16 protein-coding genes, 1 other RNA gene and 1 pseudogene are annotated in these 16,981 nt (G+C 37.1%); 10 read left to right on the forward strand and 8 right to left on the reverse strand.

Translation table 11 applies throughout. The features are described from left to right. Nucleotides 1-8: 8 nt before the first annotated feature. Complete coding sequence (gene thrC, locus A9996_RS12065) at nt 9-1,310, forward strand: threonine synthase (protein WP_066435204.1); 1,302 nt, start codon at nt 9-11, stop codon at nt 1,308-1,310. Nucleotides 1,311-1,365: 55 nt separating this feature from the next. On the opposite strand, the gene A9996_RS12070 is transcribed toward thrC, so the two are convergent. Continuing rightward, nucleotides 1,366-2,001 (reverse strand): SDR family oxidoreductase, encoded by a 636-nt coding sequence (locus A9996_RS12070; RefSeq protein WP_066435207.1) that lies wholly within the window; start codon nt 1,999-2,001, stop codon nt 1,366-1,368. Between the two features lie 316 nt (nt 2,002-2,317). Between A9996_RS12070 and gcvT the strand changes: the two genes are divergently transcribed. The 5 genes from gcvT (at nt 2,318) to A9996_RS12100 (ending at nt 6,727) form a co-directional block, all read left to right on the forward strand. Further along, nucleotides 2,318-3,400, forward strand: a complete 1,083-nt coding sequence (gene gcvT / locus A9996_RS12075; protein WP_066435209.1) for a glycine cleavage system aminomethyltransferase GcvT — start codon at nt 2,318-2,320, stop codon at nt 3,398-3,400. A 3-nt stretch (nt 3,401-3,403) separates the two neighbouring features. Next, complete coding sequence (locus A9996_RS12080; RefSeq protein ID WP_066435212.1) at nt 3,404-4,318, forward strand: glutaminase; 915 nt, start codon at nt 3,404-3,406, stop codon at nt 4,316-4,318. 15 nt (nt 4,319-4,333) lie between these two features. Next, nucleotides 4,334-5,182 carry a sugar nucleotide-binding protein gene (locus tag A9996_RS12085; RefSeq protein WP_066435214.1) on the forward strand — a complete coding sequence of 283 codons (849 nt, stop codon included), beginning with the start codon at nt 4,334-4,336 and terminating at the stop codon, nt 5,180-5,182. 56 nt (nt 5,183-5,238) lie between these two features. Next, nucleotides 5,239-5,529, forward strand: a complete 291-nt coding sequence (locus A9996_RS12090; protein WP_066435216.1) for a 4a-hydroxytetrahydrobiopterin dehydratase — start codon at nt 5,239-5,241, stop codon at nt 5,527-5,529. Nucleotides 5,530-5,998: 469 nt separating this feature from the next. Then, entirely contained in the window at nt 5,999-6,727 is a 729-nt protein-coding gene (locus A9996_RS12100; RefSeq protein ID WP_066435228.1) for a YebC/PmpR family DNA-binding transcriptional regulator, read from the forward strand. Nucleotides 6,728-7,108: 381 nt separating this feature from the next. Here the strand turns inward: A9996_RS12100 and A9996_RS12105 are convergent, their stop codons facing one another. The 6 genes from A9996_RS12105 to A9996_RS12130 form a co-directional block, all read right to left on the reverse strand. Continuing rightward, the gene (locus A9996_RS12105) at nt 7,109-7,627 is read right to left on the reverse strand and encodes a 1-acyl-sn-glycerol-3-phosphate acyltransferase (protein WP_157487215.1); all 519 of its coding nucleotides are present in this window, start codon (nt 7,625-7,627) and stop codon (nt 7,109-7,111) included. A 1-nt stretch (nt 7,628) separates the two neighbouring features. Then, nucleotides 7,629-8,711 (reverse strand): iron-containing alcohol dehydrogenase family protein, encoded by a 1,083-nt coding sequence (locus tag A9996_RS12110; RefSeq protein WP_066435232.1) that lies wholly within the window; start codon nt 8,709-8,711, stop codon nt 7,629-7,631. Nucleotides 8,712-8,727: 16 nt separating this feature from the next. Next, complete coding sequence (locus tag A9996_RS12115) at nt 8,728-9,447, reverse strand: HAD family hydrolase (RefSeq protein ID WP_066435238.1); 720 nt, start codon at nt 9,445-9,447, stop codon at nt 8,728-8,730. Then, nucleotides 9,438-10,166 (reverse strand): 3-deoxy-manno-octulosonate cytidylyltransferase, encoded by a 729-nt coding sequence (gene kdsB, locus A9996_RS12120; RefSeq protein WP_066435240.1) that lies wholly within the window; start codon nt 10,164-10,166, stop codon nt 9,438-9,440. Before kdsB ends, A9996_RS12115 begins: the two co-directional genes overlap by 10 nt. 44 nt (nt 10,167-10,210) lie before the next feature. Next, nucleotides 10,211-10,771 carry a DUF4126 domain-containing protein gene (locus A9996_RS12125; protein ID WP_066435242.1) on the reverse strand — a complete coding sequence of 187 codons (561 nt, stop codon included), beginning with the start codon at nt 10,769-10,771 and terminating at the stop codon, nt 10,211-10,213. A 76-nt stretch (nt 10,772-10,847) separates the two neighbouring features. Then, nucleotides 10,848-12,287, reverse strand: a complete 1,440-nt coding sequence (locus A9996_RS12130) for an ATP-dependent DNA helicase (RefSeq protein WP_394337355.1) — start codon at nt 12,285-12,287, stop codon at nt 10,848-10,850. Between the two features lie 190 nt (nt 12,288-12,477). On the opposite strand from A9996_RS12130, the gene A9996_RS12135 reads away from it, so the two are divergent. The 3 genes from A9996_RS12135 to rsmD are packed head-to-tail and all read left to right on the forward strand — an operon-like array spanning nt 12,478 to nt 14,559. Then, nucleotides 12,478-13,206 carry a hypothetical protein gene (locus tag A9996_RS12135; protein ID WP_066435247.1) on the forward strand — a complete coding sequence of 243 codons (729 nt, stop codon included), beginning with the start codon at nt 12,478-12,480 and terminating at the stop codon, nt 13,204-13,206. Nucleotides 13,207-13,213: 7 nt separating this feature from the next. Beyond that, nucleotides 13,214-14,026, forward strand: a complete 813-nt coding sequence (locus A9996_RS12140) for a DUF3822 family protein (RefSeq protein WP_169817256.1) — start codon at nt 13,214-13,216, stop codon at nt 14,024-14,026. Beyond that, nucleotides 14,017-14,559 carry a 16S rRNA (guanine(966)-N(2))-methyltransferase RsmD gene (gene rsmD, locus A9996_RS12145; protein WP_066435249.1) on the forward strand — a complete coding sequence of 181 codons (543 nt, stop codon included), beginning with the start codon at nt 14,017-14,019 and terminating at the stop codon, nt 14,557-14,559. The genes A9996_RS12140 and rsmD overlap by 10 nt, the downstream gene beginning before the upstream one ends. 102 nt (nt 14,560-14,661) lie before the next feature. Here the strand turns inward: rsmD and rnpB are convergent. Further along, nucleotides 14,662-15,009, reverse strand: an RNA gene (gene rnpB, locus A9996_RS12150) — RNase P RNA component class A. Nucleotides 15,010-15,248: 239 nt separating this feature from the next. Between rnpB and dnaX the strand changes: the two are divergent. Next, a pseudogene (gene dnaX / locus A9996_RS12155) lies at nt 15,249-16,980 on the forward strand (DNA polymerase III subunit gamma/tau). Nucleotide 16,981: the final 1 nt, after the last annotated feature.

The raw sequence follows: 16,981 nt of genomic DNA on the forward strand, positions 1-16,981 counted from the left end.
CAATTACCATGAAATACTACTCACTAAATAAAAAAGCCCCAAACTCCTCATTCAAAGAGGCCGTCATAAAAGGTATTGCTCCAGACAAAGGATTATATTTTCCAGAGCGTATCACGCCTTTACCAAGCTCTTTTTTTGAAAACATAGATGATCTTTCTTATGAAGACATTGCTTTTGAAGCCATAAAGCAATTCGTGAGTCCAGATATTCCTGAAGCTGTTTTAAAAACCATTATTTCAGAAACCTTATCCTTTGATTTTCCGATCGTGGAAATTAATGAAAAGATAGCTACACTAGAGTTGTTTCATGGGCCAACTATGGCATTTAAAGACGTTGGCGCTCGATTTATGGCGCGTTGCTTAGCGTACTTTAATCAAGATGACACTGGGGAAATCACCGTTTTGGTAGCCACATCAGGTGATACTGGAGGTGCTGTAGCCAATGGTTTTTTAGGCGTGAAGGGTGTCAATGTGGTGATAATGTATCCGAGTGGAAAAGTGAGTGATATTCAAGAAAAACAATTGACAACGCTCAAGCAAAACATTACAGCCTTAGAGGTGGATGGAGTTTTTGATGATTGTCAAGATATGGTGAAACGCGCATTTTTAGATGAAGAGTTGACCAGTAAAATGCAACTCACTTCAGCAAACTCAATTAATGTTGCACGTTGGTTGCCTCAAATGTTTTATTTCTTTTTCGCCTATAAACAGCTTCATAAAACCAATAAAAATGTTGTGTTTTCTGTACCAAGTGGTAACTTCGGGAATATTTGCGCAGGCATGATGGCACAGCAATTAGGGTTACCCATACAACATTTTATCGCTTCAAATAATGAAAATAATGTGGTGACTGAGTATCTTACCTCACAATTATACCAGCCAAAACCTTCGGTTCAAACCATAAGTAATGCCATGGATGTGGGCAACCCTAGTAATTTTATCAGGATTCAGGAAATTTACAAGAATAATTTTGAGGCGCTCAAATCAAACTTATCGTCCTATAGTTTTTCTGATAATGACACGAGGAAAGCGCTCAAAGAGCTTTATACTGATTTTTCATATGTTGCAGATCCGCATGGTGCCGTGGGTTATTTGGGCTGTAAAGCGTATTTAAAAAATCACGACAATGCACATTGTGTGTTTTTGGAAACCGCACATCCCACAAAATTCTTGGAAGTGGTGGAAGCTGTCATCCAAAAAAACATTGACTTGCCGCCACAAATTGAGGCCGTTATGGATAAGGAAAAAGTATCCATTCCAATAGCGCATTACAACGAATTAAAGACCGTTTTATTAAACAGCATTTCATAAAAAAAAAGAGGCAAATTGCCTCTTTTTCTAAATTATTTCTAAAACGCTTCCAGGCTTATTTACTAGCGAAATTTTCTAGAGCTTTTCCTATTAAGGTGTCTCCTTTCAAAATCTCGAAAGATACTTTATTGGCGGTGTCATCATTGAGCACGTGGACAAGTGTTTGTGCCACATCTGCCCTGCTGATTTCTCCGCGTTCTGATAATTTTTCTTTTAATTTAATATGATTGGTTGCATTGTCATTGTTCAAGCTTCCTGGTCTTACAATCGCATAATTTAATCCGCTGCTTTTCAAATATTCATCCGCATTGTGTTTTGCTTTCAAATAATCTTGTAATTCCTCTGCTTTTTCTGGGGCATCAGCACCCATAGAACTCAACATCACAAATTTCTTAACATTTGCATTTTTTGACGCATCAATCAAGCGTTTTGCGCCATCCTGATCGACGCCTATTACATTTTTCCCACCTGAACCTGCGGCAAATACTACTTTATCTATATTTTTTACGGCGTGTGACACATCATTTTCCAAATCTGCCAAGACCGCTTCAATGCCGTCGTTTTCAAACTGAGTCATCTCTTCTTTTTTTCTAACCATTGCCACAGGTTTAAAATACTGTGATTCTGTCAAAAGCTTTACGATCTGTTTTCCGGTGGTGCCATTTGCACCTGCTACTAATACATTTTCCATAGTAATAAGTTAGCAATAATTTACTTTTGAACACTATTTTAAAAGGTATTTAACTTAAGTTTATCAACTTTTGCTTTCCTCCTATTAATTCCGAAATTTATTTTAGTGCTGATTTTAATCTTAACGCTCTTTACCATTTTAACATTTTTTTAATCGAAGTCATTCATTTTTAAAACAGATAATTTTCGATACTTTTGTGCTGCAACTATGGAAACTTCCTCAAAATATTCAAAATTTTATAGGGTTTGCCTTAGCTCAGTTATAAATCAAAACATTTAAAACACATTCTGCCTTGCGGAAACGAAACACATAACTTATGAAAAGTACAGCCTTAACGTCCACACATGAAGCTCTGGGAGCAAAATTAGTATCTTATGCAGGTTTCAATATGCCTGTTCAATATGAAGGGGTAAGTATTGAGCATGAAACGGTACGACAAAGCGTAGGCGTGTTTGACGTGTCGCACATGGGTGAATTTTTAATTGAAGGCCCTCATGCTCTGGAATTGATCCAAAAAGTGTGCAGCAACGATGCTTCCAAATTAACTATCGGCAAGGCACAATACAGCTATATACCAAATGATAATGGCGGAATTGTAGATGACTTAATCATCTATAAAATTAAAGAAGAAACCTATCTGTTGGTCGTCAATGCTGGGAATATTGAAAAGGATTGGAATTGGATCAGTTCCAAGAATGATGTGGGTGCAACGCTAAGAGATCTTTCATCTGAATATTCTTTACTTGCTATTCAAGGGCCTAAGGCCGTTGGAGCAATGCAAAGCCTGTCAAGCCATGACCTTTCTGAAATCAAATTTTACAATTTTGTGGTGGGGGATTTTGCAGGTATTGAACACGTGATTATTTCGGCAACGGGTTATACAGGTAGCGGCGGATTTGAAATCTATTGTAAAAACTCAGAAGTAAAGCAAATTTGGGATAAGGTCTTCGAAGCTGGAGCATCTTTTGGTATCAAACCCGTCGGATTGGCCGCTCGTGACACCTTACGTTTAGAAATGGGCTATTGCCTTTACGGCAATGACATTGACGAAAACACCTCTCCTATTGCCGCTGGTTTGGGGTGGGTAACAAAATTCACCAAAGATTTTACCAATAGTGAAGCGCTTAAATCTGAAAAAGAAAACGGGCCAGAAAATAAATTGGTCGGTTTTGAGTTGGATGAACGCGGCATTCCACGTCATGGTTACGATATTGTGGATGGCCACGGTAAAACCATTGGGGTAGTTACTTCTGGCACCATGTCTCCTTCTCTAAATAAAGGGATCGGTTTAGGATACGTACCGGCTATCTATTCTGAAGTTGGCAGTAAAATTAATATTCAAATTCGAAAAAATGCAGTTCCAGCAACCGTTGTGAAGACTCCATTTTATAAAGCCTAATTCATGATCGATTACCAAAATGTCATTGATACTATTCACAGTAACTTAAAGGATGAAGTCAACAGAGGGTTGGTGGCTTCTTACATCCCTGAGTTAGCCAATATTGATGTTCAAAATTTTGGAATCCACCTGCGGCTCATTAACGGAGAAACCTTTGCCACTGGCGATTGGAACAAAAAATTATCCATTCAGAGTATCTCAAAAGTTTTGACACTTGCCATGGCTTTGCCAATGTATCCTAAAAATTTATGGCAACGTGTGGATGTTGAACCTTCAGGAAACCCTTTCAACCATTTATCGCTTTTAGAGCTAGAAAACGGCATTCCGAGAAATCCCCTTATAAATGCTGGAGCACTTGTTATTGCTGATATTTTGGTCACTCTACTTGAAAATCCGAAAGAGGATTTTTTAAATTACGTCAGATCTGTCGTTGATGATCCTACCATCGCGTTCAATGAGGATGTGGCAAATTCTGAACGTATGACAGGATATAATAATTATGCCGCTGCAAATTTATTAAAAGCCTATGGCAATTTGAGAAATGATGTGGATGATGTTTTAGACTTCTATTTTCACCAATGTGCCATTGAAATGACCTGTGAGCAACTGTCTAAGGCATTTTTTATGTTTGCCAATCATGGCTCTTGCTGTTTACAAAAGAGACATCTTTCTGAAAGTCAAGCCAAACGTATCAATGCCATTATGCTTACCTGCGGTTTTTATGACGAAGCAGGAGAATTTGCGTTTGAAGTGGGCTTACCAGGAAAAAGTGGTGTTGGTGGGGGCATTGTAGCGCTCTTACCCAATCACTATACAATTTCAGTCTGGTCTCCCGGTTTAAATATGCAAGGCAATTCCTTGCTAGGAATGAGAGCCTTGGAGCAGTTTACCTCCATGACTAGATTGTCTATTTTTTAAAAATTGCCCCAATACATGATGACACCAGACAACAAACATCGGATTCTTATCCTTGGCGCCAGTGGCTTTATAGGAAATTCTCTGTATAAAGAACTGTGTTCATATTTTAAGACCTTTGGCACCTACCACATTTCAAATAAAACTTTTGATGACAATAAGCACTTTTTCCAATACCGTGTGGAAGAAGATGATATTTTTGAAATTCTCGACGTCGTAAAACCATCAATCATCATTTCCTGCTTACGTGGCGATTTTCATGCCCAAGTTATTGCCCATCAGCATCTGGCGGAGTATGTGGTTTCTCATGATTGCAAAATTATATTCTTTTCATCTGCCAATGTGTTTGATGCCTATAGCAAATACCCAAGTTATGAGGATGATAAAACGCTAAGCGATAGTATTTATGGCCATTTCAAGATCAAAATTGAAAATATGTTACTGCGCTTGCCAAAAAGGAAAGTAGTGATTATCAGGTTGCCAATGATTTTTGGCACCCAGTCCCCTCGCCTCAAAGAAATTAAGCAACATATAGCAGAAAAAACGGCCATTGAAGTGTTTCCAAACCTCATCATGAATGTGACTACAGATTTTAAGATGACCCAACAAATCCATTACATCATTAATAGAAATGAGCATGGTGTGTTCCACTTGGGGAGTTCTGATTTGGTGCATCATGATGATTTTATTATGGAAATTGTGGCTTTGATCACATCAGAATCGGTGCGCTTCAAGCAGGTTTACACTACCAATGAAGACCGTTATTTAGCCGTGATGCCCAAACTGAACAAATTGCCAAAACACCTTCAATTAAGTAGTACTGAACTTCTTGAAGAATTGGACAATTACATTAATTATAACCCTTAGATTTAGAATTTGTCAATAATAATTTCTAATTTTAAGAAACTAAAAAAATCTAAATTATGTCTCCATTATCTGAAGAAACCATTGAAAAAAAATTATTGCATTTTCCTGATTGGGAATATTATGACAACGCGCTTCATGCGGAGTTTGAATTTGACAATTTCAAGGATTGTTTTAGTGCGATGAGCAGAATTGCCTTTGAATGTGAAGCGCAAAACCATCACCCAGAATGGAAAAATGTCTACAACATGCTCACCATTTCATTATCTACACATAGTGCCAAAGGCGTGACCGAAAAAGATTTTAAATTGGCTGAAGCTATTGAAGCTATCGTTGAAGTTCAAGAGTAGTCAATTACTCTTTTTCTAACCATGAGTTGTAGATGCTTTCTGATAGCTGTTCAATTGTACTTTAAGAAAACGAGATGTGCGACTCCGCTTATAGGATATTCGAAAAATCATAGAACTCTTGAAAGTATTCTGAAACAGATAGTTTTTAACATCGAATAGTTCCTTTGGATCAACTGTTCCACAAAGCGGTAATGGCATCACTATATAAAACAACCCAATAAATTCTAATGTTCAAGATCCTCTTTGCAACCTAAAATGAGCCTCACATTAATTCTGTCATTAACAATTTTAGCGATTGGCTTATTTACGATCTCAAGAAATTTTTTACACGCTTTTTTCACCTTTTGAATACCTATTGATGAATTGATTTTTTTAAATTTGTCATCAGTTTGTGATGGATGGTGGCAGTAAACTAATGGCACAGTCAGATTTAGAATTTTAAACTTATACTTAAAACTTAGAACATAAAATGGGAAGAGCTTTTGAATTTCGTAAAGCACGTAAAATGAAACGCTGGTCAGCAATGAGCAAAGCCTTTACGCGTATTGGTAAAGACATTGTAATGGCCGTAAAAGATGGCGGTCCTGATCCGGATACCAATGCAAGATTGAGAGCTGTTATGCAAAATGCGAAGGCTGTCAATATGCCTAAAGATACTGTGGAACGAGCTATTAAGCGGGCGTCAGATAAGAGCTTGGGCGATTTTAAAGAAGTACTTTTTGAAGGCTATGCGCCACATGGGATTGCTATATTAGTTGAAACAGCCACTGATAATAACACCAGAACAGTTGCCAACGTGCGTAGTTATTTCAATAAGTGTGATGGAAGCTTGGGGACGTCAGGCTCAGTCGTGTTTATGTTTGACCACACCTGTAATTTCAGAATCGATGCCGAAGGTTTGGATCCTGAGGAACTTGAATTGGAATTTATAGATTTTGGAGCCGAGGAAGTGTTTAGGGATGACGATGGCATTTTGATCTACGCCCCGTTTGAGAGTTTTGGCGCTATTCAGTCTGAATTAGAGAATCGTAAGATTGAAATTTTATCGTCAGGATTTGAACGCATTCCGCAAGTCACTAAAGAATTGACACCTGAAGAAGCACAAGATGTTGAAAAACTGTTAGAAAAATTGGAAGATGATGATGATATTCAGAACGTATATCATACCATGGAGGAAACTTCTGATGTTGAAGAATAATTAAAACACGCTTTCAATAAAAAGTATAAGGCCAACAAGAAATTGTTGGCCTTATACTTTTTCATAATAATAATAATAATAATTTCACAATTAAAAGATAGACACTTACTAATTATGTACGTCACTAATGTATATGCAAATTTGTGATTGAAATTTTATTTGAAATATAGATCAATAAAAAAAGCTATCTCCAAGAAGATAGCTTTTGTAACAAAAATTTACTGATGTTTCTCTTTAGGGACAAAAAGATTATGTTTACTTTATGTTTCACCAATTAATTCTATAGCTTCTTTTCAAATTGCATGCCAATCTATTTGCCCAGAAGTTTTGAAACTTAATTATGTGAGTTAGGAATGCTTTGGAACTTTCCCCTTAACACCATCAAAAAAAACTGCGCATGTACTTAAAATCTGCCACCAAATCTTCGGTAGGGTAAAAAGGTTCTGAAATCTTGTTTTGTTTATGCTCAAAATACGAAAGTAAAACAATGATGATAGGCACATTTGCTTTTTTTGCTATGTAGTAAAATCCTGTTTTCCACTCCTCAACTTTCTTTCTTGTGCCTTCTGGAGACAAAGCTAATCTGAATTCTGCCCTGTTCTCAAACAGTTTGGCAATGGCCTCTACTTTGTTTTGTCCAGGACGCCTGTCTAAAGGTGCGCCTCCAATCGCTCTAAAATAATATCCAAATGGCCATTTAAAAAGTTCTTTTTTGGCCACATAATTTGATTTTACACCAATTACCTGTCGCATCATAAGGGCAATGTAAAAATCCTGCCAGCTGGTGTGGGGCGCCGCGATTATTACTGCCTTTTTAATGGTGTCTTTTGACATCGTGACATTGCCAACAACCTTCCAGCCAAGAATCTTGGAGTATATAAATTTGGATAACCACTGCATACTACATTTTTTCGTATAAGGCCCTTAACTTTTCTCTTGTGATGGTTTGTTTCCAATTTTTACCCATGGCATTTTCCCACAGCGGTTCCATTGCCAAGGCAACATCAATCATGGTATTAAATTCATCCTCATCAAGTTTTGAGCAAAGGCCTTGTGGAAGTATAATGCCATGGATTTTTTTCATTCTTTTAAATAATGCGACACCTTCCGGATAAAATTCCTCCAAATGATCAAAAACGATACAGTTGCCCAGGCCATGTTTAGTGCCCAATAGGTATCCTAAGCCGTAACTCAAGGCATGTGCAACGCCCACTTGAGAGTATGCAATACTCATCCCACCATGCCAAGAGGCCATCATGAGTTTGTCTTGCAACTCTTCTTCAGAACCGTCACCATCAACAAATATTTCTTTACAAAGTTCAAGCGATTTCTCTCCATAGCTTTGACTAAAAGCATTCAAATAGGTGCCTTTTAATGATTCAACGCAGTGGATATAACAGTCCATGCCTGTGTAAAACCATTGGTCCTTAGGAACATCTTTAGTCAATTCAGGATCCAGAATAACTTGATCAAATGGGGTATAATCAGAATTGATACCCAGTTTCTTCTCAGGTCCTGTCAATACGGTAGTTCGGGAAACTTCGGCTCCTGTGCCTGAAATTGTAGGGACGCCAACGTGATATATGGCGGGTGTTTTTACCAAATCCCACCCTTGATAGTCTTTAGATTCTCCTTCATTGGTGAGCATTATGGCTACGGCTTTTGACAAATCTAATAGTGTCCCGCCTCCAATACCAATAATACCTGAAGGGCGATCTGTATGGTTCAAAATAATCTGTTCTACCAGTTCATCTACTTGTGATGTGGTTGGCTCTTCATCTGCTGAAATAAAAAGTAGTTGATCATCATAAGCCAGAGAAATTCTGGAGGTCAACCAAGCGTTTCCCTTAAAAACATCATCTACCAAAAATATAAATGGTGCTTTGGCATTTAATCGTTTTGGGGCTAATATATCGTTCAATTGATTAAAGCTACCGCGTCCAAAAACAACTCTGGACACCATTGGATAATTTTTATAATTCATTTTTTATTGTCTTAACTTAAGTTTTGGGGTTTTTGTTCAGCAATGGAAGAACATCCAATAAACTAGTCATGATTTTATATTTCTTAGAGTCATATGTATTGGTTACAATTTGCTCATGGATCCAGGTTGTGTGAAATGGGATATGGATGGCGTGCGCTTTTATGTTTACCAAAGGTAAAATATCTGATTTTAATGAATTGCCTATCATCAAAAACTCAGAAGGTTTAATATCTAAATGGTTCAATAATTTGGAATAATTTTTTTCCTGTTTATCGCTGAGTATTTCTATATGATGGAAATAATCCAGCAAGCCCGATTTTTCCAATTTACGTTCTTGGTCTAAAAGATCACCTTTGGTCACAACTATTAATCGGTAGTCTTTAGATAATTCGTATAAGACTTTCTCTACACCTTCTAAAAGATCAACTGGTTTATTGAGCATGTCCTTGCCTATATTGAGTATCGCTTCTACAGTAGTATTACTGATAGAGTTATTGGACAGTTCCAGTGCGATCTCTACCATAGAAAGGATAAACCCCTTAATGCCATAACCGTATAATGGCAAATTTTCAATTTGTCGTTTAAGCAGCTCCTGATCAATTTTATTGACCGTTTCATAGGGTGCCAAAAGTTTTGCAAACTCAAGTTCAGCATCCCTAAAATAGGTTTCATTGACCCAAAGCGTATCATCAGCATCAAAACCGATTACTTTTATGTTGGTATAGTCTATTTCCATAAACGTTTTGCGCGTTCTAGGTCTTCAGGTGTGTCAATTTCAACACCCTCCACATGGGTTTCTATCATTTTGATCCGTTTACCATATTCCAAGTAACGAATACATTCAATTTTCTCAGTAGCCTCAATGAATTGCATTGGTAATTTATAAAAATCAAGAAGCGCCTGTTTTCTAAACGCATAAATTCCCTTGTGCTTAAAATAGCGCGCGCCTGCGTCTTTATCTCGCGGATAAGGAATGGGACTTCTCGAAAAGTATAGAGCGAAGTTATTCTGGTCAACAATAACCTTTACCGTATTGGGGTTGCTTATTTCTTCCCAATCGTGAATCTCCACCATTAAGGAAGCCAAATCGATTTCTTTTTGATGGTCGTTTTTGAAAGCATTCAATACCTTTTCTAAACTTTCCCGTTCTGTAAAAGGTTCATCTCCCTGTACGTTTACTACAATATCAACATCTAAATGCTCTACTGCTTCTGCAATACGATCACTACCAGATTGGTGTTCTTTTTTACTCATGATGGCTTTCCCACCATTGTTGACAATTTCGTCGTAAATGATACTGCTATCCGTCACCACATACACATCATCAAACAAATTAGTGGCCACAGTAGCTTCATACGTTCTGAGAATAACGGTTTTGCCAGCCAAATCCTGCATCAATTTAGCTGGAAAACGTGTAGCGCTGTAACGCGCCGGAATCATTGAAATTATCTTCATAGTTGGCCAAAATTCCTTCCAAAAATAAAACTTTTTGGGGTATTTTAGGGTTTGGAGGGTCTAATCTTTTTATAAAGTTTGAAAATGACAAACAAAACAAAGATCACCAAGACAAAAGCAATAATAGGCAGGAAAATTGAAAAGATGGACATGATGATAGAAGTGCCTGTCTCTATGGTTGATACCAACGGATTACCAAATCCTGCAGTAGTGACAGTTGATGTTATTCGTGAAGATCCTGCAGCACTTTTAATGGTGGCTGCCGTTCCACCGCCTGCGATAATGGCCAACGCCCACGTAATTACAGGACTTAAATCAGACACAGTAGACATCATCACCGCGGTTCCTGCTACGGCGGCCAATGGAATGGCGATGGTGTCCAATAAATTATCGACCAGCGGGATGTAATACCCCAAGATTTCAATAATGGTAGCAACACCAAAGATGATAACTGCAGTGAGGCTTCCTACCCAAAGCCACGAGGAGTTCAGCTCCCAGACATTAAAATAAGAGGCCAAACTGAGTGCAAACAACGGCAAAAACACGCGGAAACCCACGGAGGCGGCCAATCCAATACCAAGACAAATGCTGATGATGGTTTCCATGTTTTATTGGTTTATTTTTTGTTGTCTGTTTTTTTTTGTTGAGTTGTTAAGGTGTGGATAATGAATTTGCGTTTGTTTATACTTCAAAAAAATCCTCCGGAAACCCTATCAAATATAACTTTTCTTTCGCTCTGGTAATAGCGGTATAAAGCCATCTCAAATAATCTTTATCGATACCGTTTGGCAAATAAGGCTGTTCCACAAAAACGGTATGCCATTGCCCACCTTGCGATTTATGACAGGTAATGGCATAAGAAAATTTGACTTGTAACGCGTTGAAATGTTTGTTATTTTTAATTTTCAGGAATTTTTTATAATTGGATGTTTCTTCTTCATAATCTTTTTGTACTTCCTGATATAACCTGTTGGATTCTTCGTAAGGTAATGAAGGCGATTCTGCCTCGATCGTATCTAAAAGTAAAACTGTTTCAAAGGGCGTCATTTTTGGATAGTCTACCATTTGGACTTTTACTTCTGCAAATCTAAACCCGTATAGATCTTGAATACTAAAGATTTCCAACACTTGAACGATATCACCGTTTGCAATAAATCCTGCCTCAGAGGTTGGTTTTACCCAGAAATAATTATTTTTTACCACCATTAAAAAATCGCCAACAGTAAGTTCATTTTCATTGTTTAAAATGCGTTCCCTAATTTGTTTGTTATACAAATTGGCCCGTTTATTACTGCGCACAATAATGGCAGTTTCCTCATGGCCTTGGTCTGAATACCCATCATTTATGGCATCCATGATTTCATAACCGTCTACAAGACGAACAATATCTGAATATCCTTTTAGATCAAATTTAAAAGACTCATAAAATTCGCCTTCCAAAACCTCACGAAGCTTGGTGGCATTCATCAAAATCCCTGAATCCTGACCTTGCCGTACCACTTCGTCCAGTTCCATGGTAATAACATTTTTATTATAGTTGAGATTGAGTTGTACACTGTCTAATGCCGGACTTAAATCTGATTTCACAGGCGGTAATTGTGCTTTATCGCCTATGAGCAATAATTTACAATTGTGGCCAGAATATACATATTGCATCAAATCATCTAGCAAAGATCCGTTTTCAAACAATTTTGAATCTGATGGCGCATCAGGAATCATTGAGGCCTCATCGACAATAAATATAGTATTGCGATGCTTGTTGGGCTGCATTACAAATTTAACACCGCCACCTTTATCTTTTTTAGGGAAGTAAATCTTTTTATGAATGGTAAACGCTTCCTTACCTGAGTAATTTGCGATAACCTTGGCGGCCCTTCCCGTGGGTGCCATCAATACCGCACTTACTTTAATATGCCATAAATTGGAAACCAAAGTCCCGATGATGCTTGTTTTTCCGGTACCAGCAAACCCTTTTAACAAATATAACTGATTGGTATTGGTGTCAAAAACAAAATTTGAAAGCTGATCGAGGACTATATTTTGCTTTAACGTAGGTTCAAATGGAAATTTTTGTATTAAATGTTTATAAAAATCGGAGGCATTCATATTTGAGAGAGTCATTTTTCTTAAAACGGAAAGGTAATGTTTATAAAGAATTGTTGTAACTTTATGACATCCTTTTTAAAAGCATATTGCGATATTTGACACATCAACTTTTTTAATTTTATCATTTTTATAAGGTTTGGTTTTCGTGAATAAAAAAAAATTGTAGATTTGCGATAGACCAATTATAAAAATAAACTCACAAACTATGCTAACAGTAATCCTTGCTATTGTAATTGTTATCGTCCTTACGATTGGAATCGTATGGTTGATTGACAAATTTGTTCCTAAAAACTTTAAGCCAATTTTGCATATCTTACTATGGGCGGCTATTGCTTTTCTTGGCTACAGCACCTTTATGTCAGTGTATGGAGAAATCCAATTCAATCAACTTAAAGACAAACGCTATGCTATTGTTATTGAAAAATTAAATGATATTAGAGATGCTGAAATGGCATACAAACAAGTGAATGGTAAATTTACCGATGACTTTGATGCTCTAGTCAACTTTATAGAAACTGGGAAATATACAATTACACAACGTAAGGACTCTACCATTGTTGACGAAGAGGCAACGCGACGTTTTGGTGGCGTTACTACTACAAAAGAAATTGTCATTATTGATACTTTAGGTTATGTTCCAGTAAAAGATTCTTTGTTTGGAGCTGATACCCGTTATAAAACGATGATGAATGTACCTGTAGGGAAACCTGGAGCAAAATTCACCTTGAAAGCAGGTAAATTAGATGATATCCCTGTGTTTGAAGCAAGTGTAGATAAAGCCATCATTCTGGATGGTGAGGATAAAAACTTGATTGCAAAAGAAAAACAAGTCATATCTGTTGATGGTGTAAATGGACCAAAATTAATGGTTGGTTCTATGACGGAAGTCAAAACCATTGGTAACTGGCCTAAAAACTATTCAACCACTGAATAAATTGGAATTGAAAATCTTAAAAAAACTGTCCATTCAAATTAGTTTGAGTGGACTTTCTTTTTGTATCCTAAATTGTACAAACTCGAAAGTAACGTATTTAAAGCGTCTTGACTTTAAAGGCAAAGTTACACCAGAAGTTGTTTTGGAACATCTTAGAAACGCCATCGCAGAGGAGCCGCTTTTAAATGGCACGTTTGATAGCATTTTAGTGTTTTTTCAAAATGAACTGTCCAATTTAGTTCCAGAGAAATTCTTTGACGAGCAAAATTCAGCAGACTATTTGAAGTTCAGTTCAAAAATCATTAAAACTGATTTTATTTCCCACGATAAAATAGAAGCCATTAAAAGCGTCAATGTGTTTGTACCTTATATGAATATTAACAATTATTTGTTTGAGGTCTATGGTGAATTTGAATACAAGCATGCATCCACCATTTTATTGGAACAGGCCCTAAAGCAAGATAAATATTCTAAGGATGACAGCATATATATCAACGTGGAGCCCTTTCATTTTGAAATGGTGGTCGTCAAAAAAGGACAGCTTCAGCTTTACAACACTTTTGAGTATGACAGCAAAGAAGATTTTATCTACTTTATACTTTTCACCATTGAACAACTCCAGTTAAACCCTGAAAACGTGGTTGTTAAATTAACGGGAGCTATTGAAAAAGGTGATGCGTTGTACAAAATTCTTTATACCTATATTCGTTATGTAACTTTCGGTAAGCCTTCTAAAAAGTATGCTTATGACACCAATGACAATAGTGCATCCAAACACCAACACACACTTATTTTAAATAGTTTCAACCCATGCGAATAATCTCAGGTAATTTTAAAGGAAGACGCATTACAGCGCCAAAAAAACTCCCCGTTCGTCCAACGACTGACATGGCAAAGGAAGCTATTTTTAATATCCTGAACAATAGCTTTTATTTTGATGAGATATCTGTGTTGGACCTTTTTGCAGGTACAGGAAGCATCAGTTATGAATTTGCATCCAGAGGCACGGAAAACATCACCTGTGTGGATGAAGATTTTGGCTGTATTAAATTTATCAATAAAACCGCTGAAGAATTTGAAATGGATATTCAAACTATAAAAAGTGATGTCTTTAAATTTTTAGAAAGCTCCAAGTTTCAATCTACAATCATTTTCGCTGATCCGCCTTATGCTTTTAGCTTAGAACAATTTTCAAGAATTCCGGAGTTGGTTTTTAAAAATGAACTTTTGGAAAATGATGGTGTCTTAATTGTTGAGCACGCCAAACAGACCGATCTATCTCATTTGCCCAACTTTAGGTATTCTAAAAATTATGGAAGTAGTGCGTTTAGTTTTTTTGAGAAATCAGAATAAATTTGTGAGTTACTGTTTCGCAGACATACAGTGAGAAAGCACTGAGATTTACCTAAACTATTTTTAAAAAACAAAGCCCTTTGAAAATTCAAAGAGCCTGTTAGTTTAAGTAAATCTATAAGCCGAATTCTGTACATTTTCTTTTTGGAAATGAATTCCAGAAATAAAAATGCCCTTATCATTTATCTGAGTGTACTGTTACCAGCACACTTTTGCTGTCTACCCTCCAACAATCGAGCGTGCCGCCCTCTCCCGACGGATCGGGACGTTGGTATACATGACATTGCACCACATAGAGTTTACCTGGTTTCACTACAGCATGACCTGTACATACTTTCTGTTGCACTTTTCCTGATCTCACGACCGATGGCCATTAACCATTATGTTGCACTACGGTGTTCGGACTTTCCTCCATCCATTTGCATGAACAGCGATAAGGCGAATTACTTGCGGCCAAAGTTACTTTAAAGTTTTAATTGACTAAAGATTTAATTGCCTAAAGTTGCCAATTTCAACATAAACACTCAATACAACACTCTAACGTAGTTTAGACTCTCGGAACCTATGCCTTTTTTGTTAATAACTAATGCTAAAATCACACCTTGTAATTCCTTTATTAGAACCGATTTTCTAACTTTGTTACTTCAAGTTTGGCATTATCAAATACCGGACTGTATGCAACACTATTGATGGAACATTTTATCGTATCGGCACGCAAGTATAGACCACAAACCTTCAAGGATGTTGTGGGCCAGCAGGCTATTACCAATACCTTATTAAATGCCATTGAACACAATCATTTGGCCCAAGCCCTACTCTTTACCGGTCCGCGTGGGGTAGGCAAAACCACTTGTGCACGTATCTTGGCCAAAATGATCAATAGTGATGGTACTGAGAAAGAAGATGAAGACTTTGCATTCAACATTTTTGAATTGGATGCAGCTTCTAACAACTCGGTGGATGATATCCGTAATTTGACAGATCAAGTTAGGATTCCGCCACAAGTTGGAAAATATAAGGTCTATATTATTGACGAGGTGCACATGCTCTCTCAAGCGGCGTTTAATGCCTTCTTGAAAACCTTGGAAGAGCCACCTAAGCACTGCATTTTTATTTTAGCGACCACTGAAAAGCACAAAATTATTCCAACGATTTTGTCACGTTGCCAAATTTTTGACTTTAAACGCATTACGGTTAAAGATGCTAAAAACTATTTAAAATACATTGCACAAGAACAAGGCATTGATGCCGAGGATGATGCACTTCATATTATTGCCCAAAAGGCTGATGGCGCTATGCGTGATGCACTGTCCATCTTTGACAGGGTAGTCAGTTTTTCTGGTAAAAATTTAACCAGACAAGCCGTTACTGAGAACTTAAATGTTCTTGATTACGAAACCTATTTTACGAGTACCGATTTAATTTTAGAGAATAAAATACCTGAACTGCTCATTCAGTTTAATGACACTTTATCTAAAGGTTTTGATGGGCACCATTATATTGCAGGTTTAGCGTCACACTTTAGGGATTTGATGGTTTGCAAAAATGAGCAGACCATAGAATTGCTTGAAGTTGGTGAGGATACCAAGCTGAAATACATGGAACAGTCCAGAAAAGCGTCCTACGAGTTTCTGATGAAGGGCATTGAATTGGCCAATGACTGTGATCTCAAATTTAAAAGCAGTAAGAATCAACGCTTACTCGTTGAACTGACCTTAATGCAGCTTGCCTCTATCACTTTTGATGGAAGAAAAAAAAAATAGCAAACACTACATAATCCCGGCCTCTTATTTTAAGGCCAAAGGGATAACCCCTATTTCTGTATCGCTTCCTAAAAAAGAAGTATCGGGTAGCACTCCTGTAACTGAATCGTTAGAAATCAAGCCTGAACCTGTTATCAAGGAAAAGCAAAGCGATTATTCCCAACAATCAGTTCCTAAAATTGATTTGAAATTTGATAGCAAACGCACTTCTGGTCTTTCTTTAAAAAGTATTAGGGCTAAAAAGGAACATCTGATTAAACAGATGGAGGTGGTTATTGATCCAAATGATTTACCTTCAGAAGCATTTACACCAGAAGCCTTCTTCAAAGCGTGGGACACCTATATTAGCTCTTTAAACACAAAAGGAGAAAAGATTATGGTGTCTATGTTGGAAATGAACAAGCCGGTTTTAAAAGGCACTGAAATCCATGTGGAATTCCCTCTTGAATCTCTCAAAATAGAATTGGAACGGGCCCAATTCCCGTTGATGGAACATCTCAGAAAATCACTTCGTAATTATAACTTATCTTTAGAGATTCATGTCAATGAAGAAATTGCAAAGCAATACGCCTTTACGCCCATTGAAAAATACGAGAAATTGAAAGAGAAAAACCCGAATATTGAGCTCTTGAAAAAAACATTTGGGCTGGATTTATAGT

The organism is Gelidibacter algens (assembly GCF_001678675.1).
GTDB classification, from domain to species: Bacteria; Bacteroidota; Bacteroidia; order Flavobacteriales; family Flavobacteriaceae; genus Gelidibacter; species Gelidibacter algens.

Coding starts and splice junctions, on each gene's coding strand:
- thrC (WP_066435204.1), top strand. CDS start 9: ATGAAATACTACTCACTAAATAAAAAAGCCCCAAACTCCTCATTCAAA.
- A9996_RS12070 (WP_066435207.1), bottom strand. CDS start 2,001: ATGGAAAATGTATTAGTAGCAGGTGCAAATGGCACCACCGGAAAACAG.
- gcvT (WP_066435209.1), top strand. CDS start 2,318: ATGAAAAGTACAGCCTTAACGTCCACACATGAAGCTCTGGGAGCAAAA.
- A9996_RS12080 (WP_066435212.1), top strand. CDS start 3,404: ATGATCGATTACCAAAATGTCATTGATACTATTCACAGTAACTTAAAG.
- A9996_RS12085 (WP_066435214.1), top strand. CDS start 4,334: ATGATGACACCAGACAACAAACATCGGATTCTTATCCTTGGCGCCAGT.
- A9996_RS12090 (WP_066435216.1), top strand. CDS start 5,239: ATGTCTCCATTATCTGAAGAAACCATTGAAAAAAAATTATTGCATTTT.
- A9996_RS12100 (WP_066435228.1), top strand. CDS start 5,999: ATGGGAAGAGCTTTTGAATTTCGTAAAGCACGTAAAATGAAACGCTGG.
- A9996_RS12105 (WP_157487215.1), bottom strand. CDS start 7,627: ATGCAGTGGTTATCCAAATTTATATACTCCAAGATTCTTGGCTGGAAG.
- A9996_RS12110 (WP_066435232.1), bottom strand. CDS start 8,711: ATGAATTATAAAAATTATCCAATGGTGTCCAGAGTTGTTTTTGGACGC.
- A9996_RS12115 (WP_066435238.1), bottom strand. CDS start 9,447: ATGGAAATAGACTATACCAACATAAAAGTAATCGGTTTTGATGCTGAT.
- kdsB (WP_066435240.1), bottom strand. CDS start 10,166: ATGAAGATAATTTCAATGATTCCGGCGCGTTACAGCGCTACACGTTTT.
- A9996_RS12125 (WP_066435242.1), bottom strand. CDS start 10,771: ATGGAAACCATCATCAGCATTTGTCTTGGTATTGGATTGGCCGCCTCC.
- A9996_RS12130 (WP_394337355.1), bottom strand. CDS start 12,287: ATGACTCTCTCAAATATGAATGCCTCCGATTTTTATAAACATTTAATA.
- A9996_RS12135 (WP_066435247.1), top strand. CDS start 12,478: ATGCTAACAGTAATCCTTGCTATTGTAATTGTTATCGTCCTTACGATT.
- rsmD (WP_066435249.1), top strand. CDS start 14,017: ATGCGAATAATCTCAGGTAATTTTAAAGGAAGACGCATTACAGCGCCA.